The sequence below is a fragment of the Micromonospora sp. CA-240977 genome (assembly GCF_050942285.1).
GTDB lineage: Bacteria > Actinomycetota > Actinomycetes > Mycobacteriales > Micromonosporaceae > Micromonospora.
Window position 1 is genome coordinate 2953846 of sequence record NZ_CP192055.1, and the last position, 14549, is coordinate 2968394.

The following is a 14549-nucleotide window of genomic DNA, read 5'->3' on the forward strand; positions in this document are numbered from 1 at the left end:
GAGAAACCATGCGAAACGGCAAGAGATGGGTCGCCGCCGCGGCCCTGCTGGTCACCCTCGCCGCCACCGGATGCAGTAGCGCCGGAGGCGACGGCAAGGTCACCCTGAGCTACGCGACCTGGAGCGACGACCAGAAGCCGGCCATGGAGGCGATCGCCAAGGCCTTCGAGGACAAGCACCCGAACATCGACGTCCAGGTCCAGGTCCTGCCGTGGCCCGAATACTGGTCCACCCTGCAGGTCGGGGCTGCCGGACGCACCGCACCCGACGCGTTCTGGATGCTCGCCGACCAGTTCCCCGCGTACGCCAAGGGCAACCAACTGCTCGACATCACCGACGCGGTCAAGGCGGCAGGCGTCGACCTGGCCGCGTACCCCAAGGCCGTCCTTGACCTGTACGACGTCGACGGCAAGCTGCTCGGCCTGCCGAAGGACTTCGACACGAACGCGATCTGGTTCAACAAGGCCCTCTTCGACAAGGCCGGCGTGGCCTACCCGACCGACAGTTGGAGCTGGGACGACGCGCGCGAGGCTGCCCGAAAGCTCACCAACCCCGCCGCCGGCGTGTGGGGCATCGCCGCCCCGATCGACCGCCAGGGCGGCTACTACAACAGCATCTACCAGGCCGGCGGCACAGTGATCGGCGCCGACGGCAAGGCTGCCATCGACAGCCCGGAGGCCGTCTCCGGTCTGCAGTTCTGGACCCAGATGCACGCCGACGGTCTCTCGCCGACGCTCAAGCAGCTCTCCGACACCGAAGCGGTGCAGATGTTCATGGACCAGAAGGTCGCCATGTACTTCTCCGGCTCCTTCTGGGCCCAACGCCTCTACGGCGACCAGGCGCTGCGCCCCCACGTCGGCGTCGCGCCGCTGCCGAAGGCGAAGCAACGGGCCACGATGATCAGCGGCATCCTCAACGCCGGATACGCCGGCACCAAGCACCCCAAGGAACTCGCCGAATTCCTCATCTTCGCCAGTGGTAAGGACGCGGCTGCCATCCAGGCCAAGAGCGGCGCGGTGCTGCCCGCCTACCAGGGCACCCAGCAGGGCTGGCTCGACGCGATGCCCGAGTTCAACCTGAAGGTCTTCGTCGACGCCGTGGACTACGCCGTGCCACTGCCGATCGCCGGTGACGCCGCCAAGTGGACCGGCCTCGAGAGCCAGTACCTCGCCCCGGCGTGGGAAGGCAAGCAGAGCGCCGCCGACGCCGCCCGGGCGTACAACACAGCCATCAACGAGGTCCTCGCGCAGTGACCACCGACGTCGCCCGTCCTTCCTCGCGGCGGCGTACGCGCCGCCGCGGGGGAGGACTGCTGCCCTCACCCGGATGGGGCTACCTGATGATCGCCCCGGCGCTCATCGGCCTCCTCGCCCTCTACGTCTGGCCGTTCCTCACCACCTTCGGCAAGAGCTTCATGGACGTTCCGGCCTTCGGGCCCGGGACGTTCACCGGAGTCGACAACTACACCGAGCTGCTCGGCGACGGGCTCTTCTGGCAGGCCCTGCGCAACTCCGCGCTCTACACCGCGATCCTGCTGCTCGGCGTTCCCGTCGCGATCGTGCTCGCCGCGCTCATCGAGCAGGTCAGCCGCGGCCGCGCCTTCTACCGCGTCCTGTTCTTCCTCCCGGTCGTGACGCTGCCCGTCGCGGTCAGCATGGTCTGGCGCTTCATCTACAACGGCGACTTCGGCCTGCTGAACTACGTCCTGTCCCTGGTCGGCATCCCCGGGCAGTACTGGGTCGCCGATGCGACCTTCACGATCTACGCGGTCGGTGTCGTCGGCATCTGGATGAGCCTCGGCATCAACCTCATCATCCTCGGAGCGGGGCTCCAGTCGATCCCGCAGGACCTGTACGAGGCCTCCTCGCTCGACGGGGCGGGACGGATACGCCAGTTCTTCCGGATCACCCTGCCACTGCTGTCGCCGAGCGTGTTTCTGGTGACTGTGCTGACGGTGATCTCCGCGCTGCAGATGTTCGACCTGATCTTCGTGATGCTCCGCAGCGTCAACAACACCGCCCTGGCCGACTCGAAGACCATCGTCTACCTCTTCTACGAGAAGGCCTTCGTGCAGTTCGACCAGGGCTACGGGGCCGCGATCGCGATCGTCCTACTCATGGTGATCATGGCCGCGACCCTGGTCCAGTTCCGCCTGCAACGTCGGTGGGTGTTCTATGAGTGATCGGATGCTGCGCAGCAGACGCGGGGAGCGCGCCACAGCCGGATCGAAGGCCGCCCGCCACGGCGAGTGGGTCGTCCACCTTTTCCTCGGCGTCGCGGCGGTCGTCATGGTGGCGCCGTTCGTCTGGCAGCTGCTCACCATGTTCAAGTCCAACCGCGAAGCGTCCCAGATGCCGCCGACGTTCCTGCCCGAGGCCCCGACCTCCGGCGCCTTCGCCACGTTCTTCGGCTCGGTGCCCTTCTGGGCGCAGCTCACCGTCTCCGTGTCCGCGCTCGTCCTCCGCGTGATCGGGCAGCTCGCCGTCTCCGCGCTCGCGGGCTACGCGTTCGCCCGGCTCCGGTTCCCCGGTCGCAGGCTCCTGTTCGGGCTGTTCATCGCCATGCTCATGGTGCCCAGCCAGCTGTTCCTCATCGGACAGTTCGAGATCATCAGGGACTTCGGGATGCTCGACACCATTCCCGCCCTGGCGATCCCGGGCATGTTCTCGGCCTTCGGGATCTTCCTGATGCGGCAGGCGTTCATGTCGATTCCCGCCGGTTTCGAAGAGGCCGCCCGGCTCGACGGCGCCGGGCCCCTGAGGACGTTCTGGTACGTCATGCTCCCCATGGCCCGCCCGACCATGGCGGCGCTGGCCGTCCTCACCTCGCTCTACTCCTGGAACGACCTGCTCTGGCCGCTCATCGTGACCCCGCGCGGCGACAAGCGCCCCATCACCGTCGGCCTGGCCGGCCTCCAGGGCCAGTTCGGAACCGACTACCCGACCCTCATGGCCGGCGCTCTCGTCGCGTCGCTGCCGCTCATCCTCATCTTCCTGGCGCTGCAGCGACAGTTTTTCTCCGGCATCGCCAGCAGCGGCCTGAAGGGTTGAACCATTGTCGGGCGGCGCCGGACGCGGTGTCGACCGGCGGTGCTGGTTCGTCCGGATACCACGCCGGTATCCGGACGGATCAGCCGGCCGCACCGACCGCCGGGTACGACAGAGCTATCTGCCCGCCCGCAGCCTCACCGAGCGCATTCGGTCACACCTCGTAGCCGTCGTGGCGGCGGCGGAAACCGCTCGGGCTCATCCCGTGGTGCTTCCGAAAAACCCGCGAGAAGTAGAAGGCGTCGTCGAAGCCGAGCTCGGACGCGACCTCGGTGACCGTCGCACCCGTCGTGTCGAGCAACTGGCGCGCCCTCGCCATGCGCAGCGCGGTGTGGTGAGCCAACACTCCGCCCCCGGTCGCCCTGCGAAACAGGGTGCTCAGATGCGACGGAGACACCCTCACCAGCCGCGCCAGCTCGGGCACCTTCACATTGCTGTCGAGCCGTTCGGCCAGGTAGCTCATGGCGCGCTGCAGTGGGTCTCCCGGCTCGGGAAGTAGCCGATCGACGCTGATCTGGGTCAGTAGCTTCCACGCCGTTCCCGCCGCGCCCACCAGACGGATGGGGGACTGGTCGCGCTCAAGGCCGGTGACGATCTCGTCCAGCAGCGCCGCCGCTCGACCGATGGCCCGCACCGGCACCACGGGCCGCTCGGTGGTGGCCTCCATGCAGTCCATGAGCATCGACACGTCCGAACCCACCAGATGCGCCCACCAGATCGTCCAGGGATCGCGCTCGTCGGCACCGTACTCGTGCGCGACGCCACGGGGGATCACCAGCGCCTGCCAAGCTCCGATCCGGTGCGTGCCCGACCCGACGCGTGCCCAGCCCGAGCCCGTGGCACACACGATCAGAATCACCTCGGGCGTGCCCCGAGGGCGATGCATCCGGTGGTCGGCGGCATCCGGGTAGTACCCGGCGTCGGTGACGAGGAGCCGCCCGGTGATGGGGCGCCGCAGCGCCTCGGCGACGATTGGACGGGGCACCGAAGCCAATCGCTGCCCCCGAAAACCCTCCTGGAGCGGCATCGGCCTATCGTGGGCCGTCACCAGCGAATTGTCCAGGCTGTGGGCCAGCCGACGGTCATCCCACCGGAGTGAGGTCAGGCGACCCGATGGCCTGCCGGTGTTCGGCCGGGCTGAGACCGCGTACCCGTTTGAAGGCCGCGCTGAGTGCGAATGAGCTGCCGTAGCCGACCTGGCGGGCCACCGCGCCGACGGTGGCGTCCGGTTCGCGCAACAGGTCGGCGGCCAGCGCGAGCCGCAAGTTGGTGAGGTACGCCATCGGAGGCTCGCCGACCAGTTCGGTGAACCGGCGGGCCAGCACCGCCCGCGAGATACCGGTGCCGGCCGCGAGGGTGGCCACCGTCCAGGGCTTCGCCGGGTGGTCATGCAGCAGCCGCAGCGCCCTGCCGACCACCGGATCGCCGTGCGCCCGGTACCAGGCGGGCGCCGCCGCCTCCGGCCGGGAGAACCAGGCCCGAAGTACGGCGATGAGCAGGAGGTCGAGCAGCCGGTCCAGGACCACCTCCTGCCCCGGCTCGTCCTTGGTCATCTCGTCGCCGAGCAACGGGATGAGCGGGCTGTCCAGTGCTCCGGCCGGCAGCACCAGGAGATGGGGCAGGACCCTCAGCAGCCGTTGGCTGACCTCGCCCTGCAACTGGTACGTGCCGCTGAGCAGCACCGCCGTCCCGTCAGCGCGTTCGCCCCAGGTCCGGACACCCAGGTCCATCACTTCGCACAACTCGTCCCCGGTGGGCGTGGTGCTGTGCTGATCGGGATGAATCACTGCCTGCGGCGCCGTGGCCGGGTCGTCGGCGATCGTGTACGGCTCCGGGCCACGGATGATCGCGACATCGCCGGGGCGTAGCGGCACCGGAGCGCCCCGGTCCGGCACCACCCACGCTGTGCCGCGCAGCATGGTGACAAGGGTGAGGGGCGCGCGATCCTGGATCCGTACCGACCAGGGCGGGTCGAACACCGACCGCATCAGAAACGCGCCGCGCGCCCTCGGCCCGTCCAGCAGCCCCGCGAGCGCATCCATGCGCTCAGGTTAGCCCTGTGACGTGGGCGGTCGAGACGCCGGGACATGCGATCGAGAGCCTCACCCATTCCCGGTGCGCTAGCTTCAGACTTGACTGGTTGGCATGACGAAGACCGTTGATGAGCAGCCAATCCTCGTACTGGGCGGCACCGGCAAGACCGGCCGCCGGGTGGTGGACCGGCTCGCCAAACTCGCCCGGCCGGTACGGGTCGGCTCCCGCTCCGGTGAGCCGCCGTTCGACTGGACCGACCAGCGCACCTGGGCACCCGTACTGGACGGGGTTTCGTCGGTCTACCTGGTGTACTACCCGGACCTGGTCGCGCCGGACGCCCTCGCGACGATCCGCTCGTTCACCGAACAGGCGGTGTCCGGCGGGATCGAACGGTTGGTTCTGCTTTCCGGCCGGGGCGAGGAGGAGGCCAAACTCAGCGAGCGGGTGGTCCAGGACTCCGGAGTGGCCTGGACGATCGTGCGGGCGAGCTGGTTCAGCCAGAACTTCAGCGAGGACTTCCTGACCGACTCGATACGCGGCGGCGAGGTAACCCTCCCGGCCGGGAACGTGCCGGAGCCGTTCGTCGACGCCCTCGACATCGCCGACATCGTGGTCGCGGCGCTGACCGACGACGGGCACGCGGGGCAGCTCTACGAGGTGACCGGCCCGCGGCTTCTCACCTTCGCCGAGGCGACCTCGGAGATCGGCAACGCGCTCGGGCGGGAGATCCGCTACCGATCGGTTTCGCCCGAGGAGTACGCCGCCGTGCTGGCCGGGTACGACGTGCCGGCGGAGCTCGCGGCGGTGCTGACCGAGCTGTTCGGCAAGGTCCTGGACGGCCGTAACGCGCAGCTCGCCGATGGTGTGCAACGGGCCCTGGGCCGCAGGCCGCGCGACTTCACCGACTATGCCCGGGACGCCGCCGCCGCTGGTGCATGGGACACGTCACCCGGTGGAGACTGGGCATGAACGCCACAGTGGCTGCCTGGTCGGCGGCGGCGACCCTGGTGGTCACGGGTGCGATCACCGGTGTCTACTACGCTTTTTCGGTGGCGGTGATGCCCGGTCTGAACGCCACCGACGCCGGCACCGCGATCCGGGCCATGACGAGCATCAACCAGAGGATCCAGAATCCGCTGTTCTTCGTCACGTTCTTCGGCCCGCTCGTCGCCGCCACGGTGGCCGGTGTGTTCCTGTTGATCCTCGGGAAGCGGTCGGCGGGTGTGCTGTTCCTGATGGCCGCGGGGGTGTACCTGGTGGGCGCGTTCATCCCGACGGTGGTCATCAACGTGCCGATGAACGAGAACCTCGACGCCGCAGGCGTGCCGACCGATCCTGCGGAGGCGGTCCGGGTGTGGGCCTCCTACTCGTCGGCCTGGACGTGGTGGAACTCGGTACGCGCCGGTGCCAGCCTGATCAGCCTGTTGCTGGCTGGTCTCGGGGTCTACCTCTCGGGCACGTCCCGATGACGTCGCCGTCCGGTGCGGGCAGGGTGGCCAGTTCCGGGCGGCCGGCGGGCGGTAGCGCTCGGGCCAGCCCTGGTAGCGGAGCTGGTGCGTTGCCGCGCATTTCCTGTGGCCGGCACCCACTGTCCCGGACTCAGGGCGTAGCGGGTAACCCGGCGCGGCACAGCTCAAGAGCGTCCCGAGCACCGCGCAGGGCTGCGATCACGTTGGGCGAGGGCCGCACGTGCACCTCGGGTAAATCGAAACCGGCTGATCCCTTGGTGATCGGGTAGGCCAGCTGCTCACGCCCGAGCCGGAACTGGGCGTCGATGCCGGTGCGGTTGCCGCGCGGATCCTGGCGATGCCAGCGGCCCGCGAGGTATACGGCGACGAGGCCGTGCAGGAAGGGTTCTCCCCCGTCGGTCAGCTGTTGGTAGCACAACCCAGCCGGAACGCCGGCGGCCCGGGCCACGGCCACCAGCAGGTGCGACTTGGCATAGCAGAGGCCGACGCCGGCGCTGAGCACCTCGCCGGCGGTGACGGTGATCCGCGGATCCTGGGCGTCCACGGAGTGCCGGATCCGGTCACGAACCCATTCGAAGGCAGCCCGCATGAAGTCGACGTCATCCGGATGCGCCGCGCGCAGTTCACCAGATAGCGCCCGCACTGCCGGATGGTCCACCTCGACAACCATGTCACCGGCCAGGTACTCCATCGGTTCGCCCGCGATCAGTTGCATGACTGTCCCTTCCCCTGCGGCTGGTCGGATCGAGGCTCTCCGTCGCGCCGTGGACCCGTCACGGCCGCCGCCGTCAGCCGATGCACCCTCTTCGGCCTCCGAACGAACATACTCATCTGCCGCGATCCGCGCGGTGCAGCGCGATCGCGGCGACCGCCGTCACCACGGCGGCGCCGAGAGCCGGGTCGGCGATCGAGTCGCGCATCTGCCAGGCCTGGTAGCCGGTGAAGGCCGTCGATACGACGGGGGCGGGGACCTGGGCGACGAGCTAGCGGAGGGCGCTGCCGAGACGGCCGAGAGCCGTCAGGGCGAGGACCGCAGCCTCACGCCCGGAACGTGCGGCGGTAGGCGTCCGGCGGTACGCCGATCGTGCGGTGGAAGTGGCGGCGCAGTGTCGTCGCCGTGCCCATGCCCGCGGCCGAGGCGATGGTGTCGACGCTGTCGTCCGTGCTCTCCAGCAGCTCCTGCGCGCGGCGGATCCGCTGCGTCAGCAGCCACTGCAGCGGGGTGGTGCCGGTTACCGAGTGGAAGTGGCGGGCCAGGTGGCGCGAGCTCATGTTCGCCTGGCGGGCCAGGTCCTCCACGGTGAGCGGCTGGTCCAGCCGCCGCATCACCCAGGGGAGCAGCGCGGCCAGGGGATGGCCGTCCTGGGTGGGCACCGGTGTGGTGACGAACTGGGCCTGGCCACCGGCCCGGTGGGGCGGCACGACCAGGCGGCGGGCGACCACGTTGGCGATCGCCGAGCCGTGGTCGCGGCGGACCAGATGCAGGCACAGGTCCATCGCTGCGGCCTTGCCCGCAGACGTGAGCACGCTGCCGTTGTCGACGTAGAGCACGTCCGGGTCGACCTTCACCCGGGGATAGCGCGCGGCCAGTTCATCGGTGTGGGCCCAGTGCGTGGTCGCCTGTAGCCCGTCCAGCAGGCCGGCGGCGGCGAGCACGAACACGCCCGTGCACAGGGAGACCACCCGCGCGCCCGACTCGTGGGCCGCGCGCACCGCCTCGACCAGGTCGGCCGGCGGGTCCTCGTCGACGTCCGCGAGGGCGGGGACGATCACGGTGTCGGCGTGCGCCAGCCGGTCGAGCCCGTAGTCCGGCTCCAGCAGGAACCGGCCGACCCGGACGGCGTGCGTGCCGCACACCTTGACGTCGTACCAGGGGCCTGGCAGGGCGGCCGGGGCGGAACCGAAGACCTCGTAGGCCAGGGCCAGCTCGAAGTGCAGCATCCCGTCGGTAGCGGCGACCGCGACGGAACGCGGGACAGAACTCATGTCGGGAATTGTACGGGTCATGTCGTTCCGGACACTGGCACCGATGGGCAAACGGGGACAGGATTTCCGAAGTGGATCACTTCGAGCACGCGGGAGCAGACATGGGATCAGGTCGGAACGTGGCAGTGTTCGGGGCCTACGGGCACACCGGACGGTTCGTGGTCACGGAGTTGCGCGAGCGCGGATACGTCCCGCTGCTCCTCGGTCGCGACGAGGACAAGCTGCTGGCGCTGGCGCAGGCCCAACCGGGGCTCGAGGCGCGGCAGGCGTCGGTCGACGATCCAGCCTCGCTCGACCGCGCGCTGAACGGCGCGGCCACCGTGATCAACTGCGCCGGGCCTTTCGCCACGACCGCAGCCCCGCTGGTCGAGGCGGCGCTGCGCGCCGGCATTCCGTATGTCGACGTGGCGGCCGAGATTGAGGCGAACCTTGACACGTTCGCGCACTTCGCGGAGCGCGCCCGCGTCGCGGGCACCGTGGTGGTCCCTGCGATGGCCTTCTACGGCGGCCTCGGCGACCTGTTGGTCACCACCGCGATGGGCGACTGGACGGCGGCGGACGAGGCGCACATCGCCTACGGCCTGAGCAGTTGGCACCCCACCGCCGGGACGCGTGTTGCGGGCGCGGTCTCGGGGCAGCGACGGGGTGGCCGCCGTGTCCGCTACACCGGCGGACGGCTGGAGTACCACGACGACACTCTGCCGACCCTGGAGTGGCCCTTCCCGGCTCCGCTCGGCCCCCAGAGCGTCATCGGAGAGTTCACCATGGCCGACGTCGTCACCATTCCCAGCCACCTGGCCATTCCGGAGGTGCGCACCTACATGACCGCCAAGGCGGTCGCGGACCTGTCCGCTCCTGACGCCTCGGCACCGACCGCCGTCGACGAGCGCGGCCGCTCCGCGCAGACCTTCGTCGTCGACGTCCTTGTCCGCTCCGGCGGAGCGGAACGCCGCGTGGTCGCTGCCGGTCAGGACATCTACGCCATCAGCGCGCCGCTCGCGGTGGAGGCCGTCGACCGCATCCTCACCGGCCGGACCAGGACCACCGGCGTCGCCTCCGCGGGCGCGGTCTTCGACACCCCGGACTTCCTCCGCGCCCTGTCCTCGCACCTCTCGGTGCACGTCCCGCTCGACACACGCGGCTGAACATCGAGTTGTTCGAGCATCATGGCCACGATCCGAGGTTGGGACGCGGCGCTGATCGAGGTGCCGCGGTCGTCGGTCATTGTGTGAACGGGACTGTCGGCGTACGCCTGCTCCAGCGGTACCCCGGGAAGGAAGGTGGCGCGGAGTCCGACGCATCGCAGCTTCGACGGCCGACCCTCCGATCTGCGCTTCAGGGCCGCCTGACCTGAAGTGGTGCCGCGGTAGCGGCCCTTGCGGAGCCGTCACCCGTACCGCCCCTTATGGACGGGGTGAGCAGGTCAGAGGTGCGCGACGGTCCCGATCACTCGCTCCTGAGCGGCGAGGATGTCGCCGCTACCTGTGTCGATCACGAGTCGCGACGTGGAACCGTCGGCAGTCACCGAGAAGCCCAGGCCTCGACGTCCGGCGAGATCGGTGGTCTTCCCGAAGTAGGTGATCTCGGGGATTGTGGCGAGGACCCGGACGATTGCCGTTCGCTGCTCTCGACTCAGGCATTGGCTGGTGACGAGCCCGATGACACTGCCGGCAAGTATCCGCGGGTAGGCAGGCTCGGCGGCCAGTTCGCGGGGTGTCAGCGCATCGGCCAGCGTGGCGGCGTCGGCGGGCAGCGGTCCGGGTAGGTGCGGATACAGGCTTTTGCCTGGTGCCGTGTGGAAGTCTCGGGCTGCCTGCGCATTGAGCTTCCGCTCGCCGCGCTCCGGCTGATGGTCGACGCTGGTAGGTCGGGGAGACGCCGGGTGATCTCTTGGCCAGACCCGTCGGCGTCCTGGCGCACCGCCGCACATCGGTACGAACGATCGTGTTGGTCGCGCGGGCCCACGTCTGGGTGTGCAGACAGATGTACGGCAGATCGGAGGTGCTGTCAGCCGGTGTGGTGGAGATGCTTCGAGCCAGGGCCATCGATCGCTGGCGCCTGGTCACATGTGGGCCGACCGAGGTCGCGCTCCACATAGGATCTGGCCGATTCGTGGTGGTCAACGATGTGGCTGGGCCCGACGTCTGCTCGTTGCGTGCCCGACGGCTGTTAGCGTCGCGGCATGTTCGCCACCGACCGGGTCCGACTGCGCCCGCCCACGCCCGACGACGCGCCGAACATGTTCCTTCTGTACGGTGATCCCGAGCTGCACCTGATCACAGACGGCGAGCCATTCCTGCCGCGTCACGTCGGCCAAGTTCGGGCCCGGCTGGAGAAGCAGGTCACGGATCCGCCCGACGGCCAGACGACGGTGTCGCTGCTGGCCGAGACCGTGGCCGACGGCGCTTTCCTCGGTGGCGGCACATTGTGGGGGATCAACGCGTTCAATCAGTTCGCCCACCTCGGCATCGCCCTGCTACCTGAGGCGCGCGGCCAGGGGTACGGGACCGAGGTGATCCGGCTGCTCTGCCGGTACGGCTTCCGCAACCGCAACCTACGCCGCCTGGAATTGGAGACGCTGGCCAGCAATACGGCCATGCGGCGGACCGCGGAGACGTGCGGCTTCACGCACGAAGGCACCCAGCGGGAGCGCGAGTACGACGGCGACGGCTTTGTCGACATGGTGATCTATGGTTTGCTCCGGCGAGACTGGACGCTGCAGCCGGCCGATGTGACATGGCCCGGACAGATGTGAACCCGATCAGTTTTCCCGGGCTGGTCGTCGTGAGGGTGTAGGGCTGGTGGGTCGGGTTGCCGGTGTAGTCAACGTGGACCCGGTAGGCTCCGGGGCCGCAGATCGGTGGTTTGTAGATCGACGGCGGCCTTACCGGCCGCCAGTGGCACGACGTGCACCTTGCCGCCGAAGGTGACGGTGACCTTGCTGCTCCCCGTGCGACACCCCCTGATTCGGCAATGGCAAGCCAACGGATTGCCCGAGGTGGTCCGTCGGCTCACGCCGGCGGGGCGGTCGCCCGTACCCGCGCTTGCGTCGTTCGTCGTCCATATGCCGGAGCGCGGGTCAGCCGGCTGCATCACGCCACCGTCGCCAGCTCGTGCGGGTGGGAGCTTGCTCGGAGTGCGTGGCGACGTGGAGGACGAACTGCGCTCGTAGCCGGACCAGGGGTTCGTCGGTGGACGTCAGCATTCCCACCCGATGGAGGAACAGCGGGTCGTCGAGATGGCGGACCAGGCTCGCGTACAGCCAGTCCTTGCACCGATACGGTCTTCCCAGTGCCGCAAGGATCAGCTCAGCGATCTGGGGTTGGACAACCTGCGGGAGACCGCCCCGATCGAGCCGGCGAAGAAGTACCTCCTTGGTTCCCCAGCGGGACCACATCCACGACTCCGGCGCTGCCCACTCGTCGGGATATTCCGCCTCCCACCGCAGGTACAGAGCGGCGAACGGCGCCCAGAGCGTGCGGGCGGCACGATCGCCGTCCGTAGCGTCCCGGAAGGCGTGCAGAGGTCCGTAGATTGTCTGCTCCTCATGCCACCGGAAGTCGGCGTGCGCCTGGTCTACCTCCGCGCCGAGCCGGACCTGGCTGGACTTCGACCGGTAATGCGCGGCCCACAGGCCATTCGACAGGTGCAGTGCGTCGCTCGCCGCAGCGAGCAGTCCCTGATGACGGGCAAGAGCATGGTGGCGCTTGACCGGATCGATCGCCACCAGGTCGAACAGCCAGGAGTGGTCGCCGCGCGGCTTCGCGAACACCACAGCAGCTTGCCACCTCGGCCCAAGCGTGTCCACGTCAGGATTACGGGATCGTCATATGCCGCCAGCGGTCGGGTTACACCAGTTGATCCGCATGATCACGTGCCCTCGCCTCGGCATGGGCGCGCACCACGTCGGGTCGTGGAGGTGCATCCGGCCGAGAGGACTCGCGCGCAAAGACGGGTCCCAACGCCTGACTCGGGACCCGTCAATCTAGGCCGATCTTCAGCCGAGCGGAACAGCGCCGGTATGTCGCATCCCACGTTGGGCATCGGTTCGTGCCGATCCATAGACACGAACCCCTTGCCTGTCATGGGCCCCGTCCTGCGCGGCCGGCCATCGACTTCGATGACCGGCCCACTGAGAGGACTGCACTGCGCGTCGATGGTGAGACCAAGCGATCGGGCTCAGCAGCGCGGTCACACTCGTTGTGGCGGGGTCACGCGGAGTTGCGCCACTTGCGGCCGTGCCGGCCGATGAGCCGGTCGGCGTCGGTCGGGCCCCAGGAGGCGGCCTCGTAGGTGGGGATCGGCGAGTGGTCCTTGTCCCAGTTGTCGATGATCGGGTCGACGATCCGCCAGCACTGTTGCACCTCGTCGCTGCGGATGAACAGCGACGCGTCACCGATCAGCGCGTCCAGGAGCAGACGCTCGTATGCCTCCGGGGACTCCTCGACGAACGTCTGGTCGTAGGAGAATTCCATCGTGGCGGTGCGGACCCGGAAGGAGTGGCCCGGGACTTTGGCACCGAAGCGAAGCGAGATGCCTTCGTTCGGCTGGATCCGCAGGATGAGCGCGTCAGCATCGAGGCCGGTGAGCTGGTCGGTCGGGATCGGCAGGTGCGGCGGCCGCTGGAACTGCAGTGCCACCTCGGTGAGCCGGGCCGGCAGGCGCTTGCCGGTGCGTACGTAGAACGGCACCCCGGCCCACCGCCAGTTGTCCACGTTGAGCCGCATGGCGGCGTAGGTCTCGGTCCGCGACAGGGGGTCGACGCCGGCCTCCTCGCGGTAGCCGGCCATCAGTTCCTCGCGGGTGCCGCCCCGGGTGTACTGTCCCCGGACCGCGGCCTCGGCGATGTCCCGGTCGGTGGGGAGCCGGATCGCCTGCAGCAGCTTCACCTTCTCGTTGCGCAGGCCCTCGGCCTCGAATGAGGCGGGCGGCTCCATCAGTGCGAGCGCGAGGACCTGGAGCACGTGGTTCTGCACGATGTCCCGCATCGCGCCGGCGTCCTCGTAGAAGCCGCCGCGGCTGCCGACGCCGAGGGTCTCGGCGACGGTGATCTGCACGTGGTCGACCCAGGAGCGATCCCAGATGGGCTGGAAGATCGAGTTCGCGAAGCGCAGCGCCAGCACGTTCTGGACGGTGTCCTTGCCCAGATAGTGATCGATACGAAAGACCTGGTGCTCGTCGAACGCGCTGTGCACGACGCCGTCGAGCTCGCGGGCCGTGACCAGGTCGCGCCCGTACGGCTTCTCGATGACCAGGCGGGAGAAGGAGCCTTCGCGTGGCTGGTTGAGCCCGACACCGGCCAGTCCGTTGATCACCGGCTCGAAGGCCCCGGCCGGGGTGGACAGGTAGAAGAGCCGGTTGCCGGACGTGCCCCGCTGTGCGTCCAGCTCGTCGAGGGTCCCCACGAGCCGCTTGTAGGTCTCCGGGTCGTCGTAGCCGCCGGCCACGTACCGTACGCCGCCCTGGAGCTGGCGCTTGCTAGCGAGGGTGCGTTCGCCGAGGGCGCTCTCGGCGAACTGCTCGTCGGTCATCGACGTGCGCGCGACGCCGACCAGCGCGAACTGGTCCGGGAGCCGCTCGTGCCGAGCCAGGCTCTCGATTGCGGGCAGCAGCTTACGCCGGGTCAGGTCACCGGAGGCACCGAAGATCACCAGCGTGGCCGGCGGGGCACTCCGCTCCTGGATGAGCTGAGATGCGTGGTCCATTGTCTGCGTTCCTCCGGGCACAAGAGGTGTGGGATTGGGGGCGTGCTGTCATGCCAGGAATTGTGCGGCTATGGCGGTAGTGTCCGGGGGCCACGCGGCGTGGCCCGTTGGTCGCGGAGCTTGAGGGTCGCATGCCGGGCTGACGGGTGGGCAACTCGGTGGCGATCCGGTGCGGTCTGCCGGCGTACGAGGTGGTGTTACGGGGAGGGTGGCTGACGGCCGCCCTACCAGCTCGCCGGCCCGCCGACCGAGTGGGTTCCGTCGATCTGGACCTGTCCGTCGCCCCGGTTGCGGTAGACATGTGCGAA

Annotated in this window: 14 protein-coding genes; 7 read left to right on the plus strand and 7 right to left on the minus strand. The window is 69.0% G+C overall.

What is annotated here, in order from left to right:
* Positions 1–8: 8 nt before the first annotated feature.
* Genes ACQPWW_RS13665 through ACQPWW_RS13675 form a run of 3 tightly spaced genes read left to right on the plus strand, consistent with a single transcriptional unit; the run spans position 9 to position 3050 of the window.
* Positions 9–1253: an ABC transporter substrate-binding protein gene (locus ACQPWW_RS13665; RefSeq protein WP_433132619.1), complete on the plus strand. Its 1245-nt coding sequence runs from the start codon at positions 9–11 to the stop codon at positions 1251–1253.
* Complete coding sequence (locus tag ACQPWW_RS13670; protein WP_433132621.1) at positions 1250–2182, plus strand: carbohydrate ABC transporter permease; 933 nt, start codon at positions 1250–1252, stop codon at positions 2180–2182. Before ACQPWW_RS13665 ends, ACQPWW_RS13670 begins: the two co-directional genes overlap by 4 nt.
* A gap of 4 nt (positions 2183–2186) precedes the next feature.
* On the plus strand, positions 2187–3050 hold the full coding sequence (locus ACQPWW_RS13675; RefSeq protein WP_433132623.1) for a carbohydrate ABC transporter permease: 864 nt from the start codon (positions 2187–2189) through the stop codon (positions 3048–3050).
* Positions 3051–3201: 151 nt separating this feature from the next.
* Here the strand turns inward: ACQPWW_RS13675 and ACQPWW_RS13680 are convergent, their stop codons facing one another.
* Together ACQPWW_RS13680 and ACQPWW_RS13685 are read right to left on the minus strand one after the other, a co-directional pair.
* Entirely contained in the window at positions 3202–4074 is an 873-nt protein-coding gene (locus ACQPWW_RS13680) for a helix-turn-helix domain-containing protein (RefSeq protein WP_433132625.1), read from the minus strand.
* Positions 4075–4129: 55 nt separating this feature from the next.
* The gene (locus tag ACQPWW_RS13685) at positions 4130–5089 is read right to left on the minus strand and encodes a cupin domain-containing protein (RefSeq protein WP_433132627.1); all 960 of its coding nucleotides are present in this window, start codon (positions 5087–5089) and stop codon (positions 4130–4132) included.
* A 103-nt stretch (positions 5090–5192) separates the two neighbouring features.
* Between ACQPWW_RS13685 and ACQPWW_RS13690 the strand changes: the two genes are divergently transcribed.
* Entirely contained in the window at positions 5193–6050 is an 858-nt protein-coding gene (locus ACQPWW_RS13690; protein ID WP_433132628.1) for an NmrA family transcriptional regulator, read from the plus strand.
* Complete coding sequence (locus tag ACQPWW_RS13695; RefSeq protein WP_433132630.1) at positions 6047–6550, plus strand: DUF1772 domain-containing protein; 504 nt, start codon at positions 6047–6049, stop codon at positions 6548–6550. The genes ACQPWW_RS13690 and ACQPWW_RS13695 overlap by 4 nt, the downstream gene beginning before the upstream one ends.
* A gap of 130 nt (positions 6551–6680) precedes the next feature.
* On the opposite strand, the gene ACQPWW_RS13700 is transcribed toward ACQPWW_RS13695, so the two are convergent.
* On the minus strand, positions 6681–7265 hold the full coding sequence (locus ACQPWW_RS13700; protein WP_433132632.1) for a transglutaminase-like domain-containing protein: 585 nt from the start codon (positions 7263–7265) through the stop codon (positions 6681–6683).
* A 323-nt stretch (positions 7266–7588) separates the two neighbouring features.
* Positions 7589–8536, minus strand: a complete 948-nt coding sequence (locus tag ACQPWW_RS13705; protein ID WP_433132634.1) for a helix-turn-helix domain-containing protein — start codon at positions 8534–8536, stop codon at positions 7589–7591.
* A 101-nt stretch (positions 8537–8637) separates the two neighbouring features.
* On the opposite strand from ACQPWW_RS13705, the gene ACQPWW_RS13710 reads away from it, so the two are divergent.
* Positions 8638–9681 carry a saccharopine dehydrogenase family protein gene (locus ACQPWW_RS13710; protein WP_433132636.1) on the plus strand — a complete coding sequence of 348 codons (1044 nt, stop codon included), beginning with the start codon at positions 8638–8640 and terminating at the stop codon, positions 9679–9681.
* A gap of 278 nt (positions 9682–9959) precedes the next feature.
* Here the strand turns inward: ACQPWW_RS13710 and ACQPWW_RS13715 are convergent, their stop codons facing one another.
* Positions 9960–10466 (minus strand): hypothetical protein, encoded by a 507-nt coding sequence (locus tag ACQPWW_RS13715; protein WP_433132638.1) that lies wholly within the window; start codon positions 10464–10466, stop codon positions 9960–9962.
* A 252-nt stretch (positions 10467–10718) separates the two neighbouring features.
* On the opposite strand from ACQPWW_RS13715, the gene ACQPWW_RS13720 reads away from it, so the two are divergent.
* Positions 10719–11291, plus strand: a complete 573-nt coding sequence (locus ACQPWW_RS13720) for a GNAT family N-acetyltransferase (protein WP_433132640.1) — start codon at positions 10719–10721, stop codon at positions 11289–11291.
* A gap of 324 nt (positions 11292–11615) precedes the next feature.
* On the opposite strand, the gene ACQPWW_RS13725 is transcribed toward ACQPWW_RS13720, so the two are convergent.
* Both ACQPWW_RS13725 and zwf read right to left on the minus strand, forming a co-directional pair.
* Positions 11616–12308: a hypothetical protein gene (locus ACQPWW_RS13725; RefSeq protein WP_433132642.1), complete on the minus strand. Its 693-nt coding sequence runs from the start codon at positions 12306–12308 to the stop codon at positions 11616–11618.
* A 439-nt stretch (positions 12309–12747) separates the two neighbouring features.
* Positions 12748–14241, minus strand: coding sequence for a glucose-6-phosphate dehydrogenase (gene zwf / locus ACQPWW_RS13730; protein ID WP_433132644.1), 1494 nt, complete (start codon positions 14239–14241; stop codon positions 12748–12750).
* Positions 14242–14549 lie beyond the last annotated feature (308 nt).

Bases quoted from the DNA above. Each gene is read 5' to 3' on its own strand.
- ACQPWW_RS13685 (WP_433132627.1), bottom strand. From the start codon at position 5,089: ATGGATGCGCTCGCGGGGCTGCTGGACGGGCCGAGGGCGCGCGGCGCG.
- ACQPWW_RS13680 (WP_433132625.1), bottom strand. From the start codon at position 4,074: ATGCCGCTCCAGGAGGGTTTTCGGGGGCAGCGATTGGCTTCGGTGCCC.
- ACQPWW_RS13690 (WP_433132628.1), top strand. From the start codon at position 5,193: ATGACGAAGACCGTTGATGAGCAGCCAATCCTCGTACTGGGCGGCACC.
- ACQPWW_RS13705 (WP_433132634.1), bottom strand. From the start codon at position 8,536: ATGAGTTCTGTCCCGCGTTCCGTCGCGGTCGCCGCTACCGACGGGATG.
- ACQPWW_RS13665 (WP_433132619.1), top strand. From the start codon at position 9: ATGCGAAACGGCAAGAGATGGGTCGCCGCCGCGGCCCTGCTGGTCACC.
- ACQPWW_RS13695 (WP_433132630.1), top strand. From the start codon at position 6,047: ATGAACGCCACAGTGGCTGCCTGGTCGGCGGCGGCGACCCTGGTGGTC.
- zwf (WP_433132644.1), bottom strand. From the start codon at position 14,241: ATGGACCACGCATCTCAGCTCATCCAGGAGCGGAGTGCCCCGCCGGCC.
- ACQPWW_RS13675 (WP_433132623.1), top strand. From the start codon at position 2,187: ATGCTGCGCAGCAGACGCGGGGAGCGCGCCACAGCCGGATCGAAGGCC.
- ACQPWW_RS13700 (WP_433132632.1), bottom strand. From the start codon at position 7,265: ATGCAACTGATCGCGGGCGAACCGATGGAGTACCTGGCCGGTGACATG.
- ACQPWW_RS13710 (WP_433132636.1), top strand. From the start codon at position 8,638: ATGGGATCAGGTCGGAACGTGGCAGTGTTCGGGGCCTACGGGCACACC.
- ACQPWW_RS13720 (WP_433132640.1), top strand. From the start codon at position 10,719: ATGTTCGCCACCGACCGGGTCCGACTGCGCCCGCCCACGCCCGACGAC.
- ACQPWW_RS13715 (WP_433132638.1), bottom strand. From the start codon at position 10,466: ATGTGCGGCGGTGCGCCAGGACGCCGACGGGTCTGGCCAAGAGATCAC.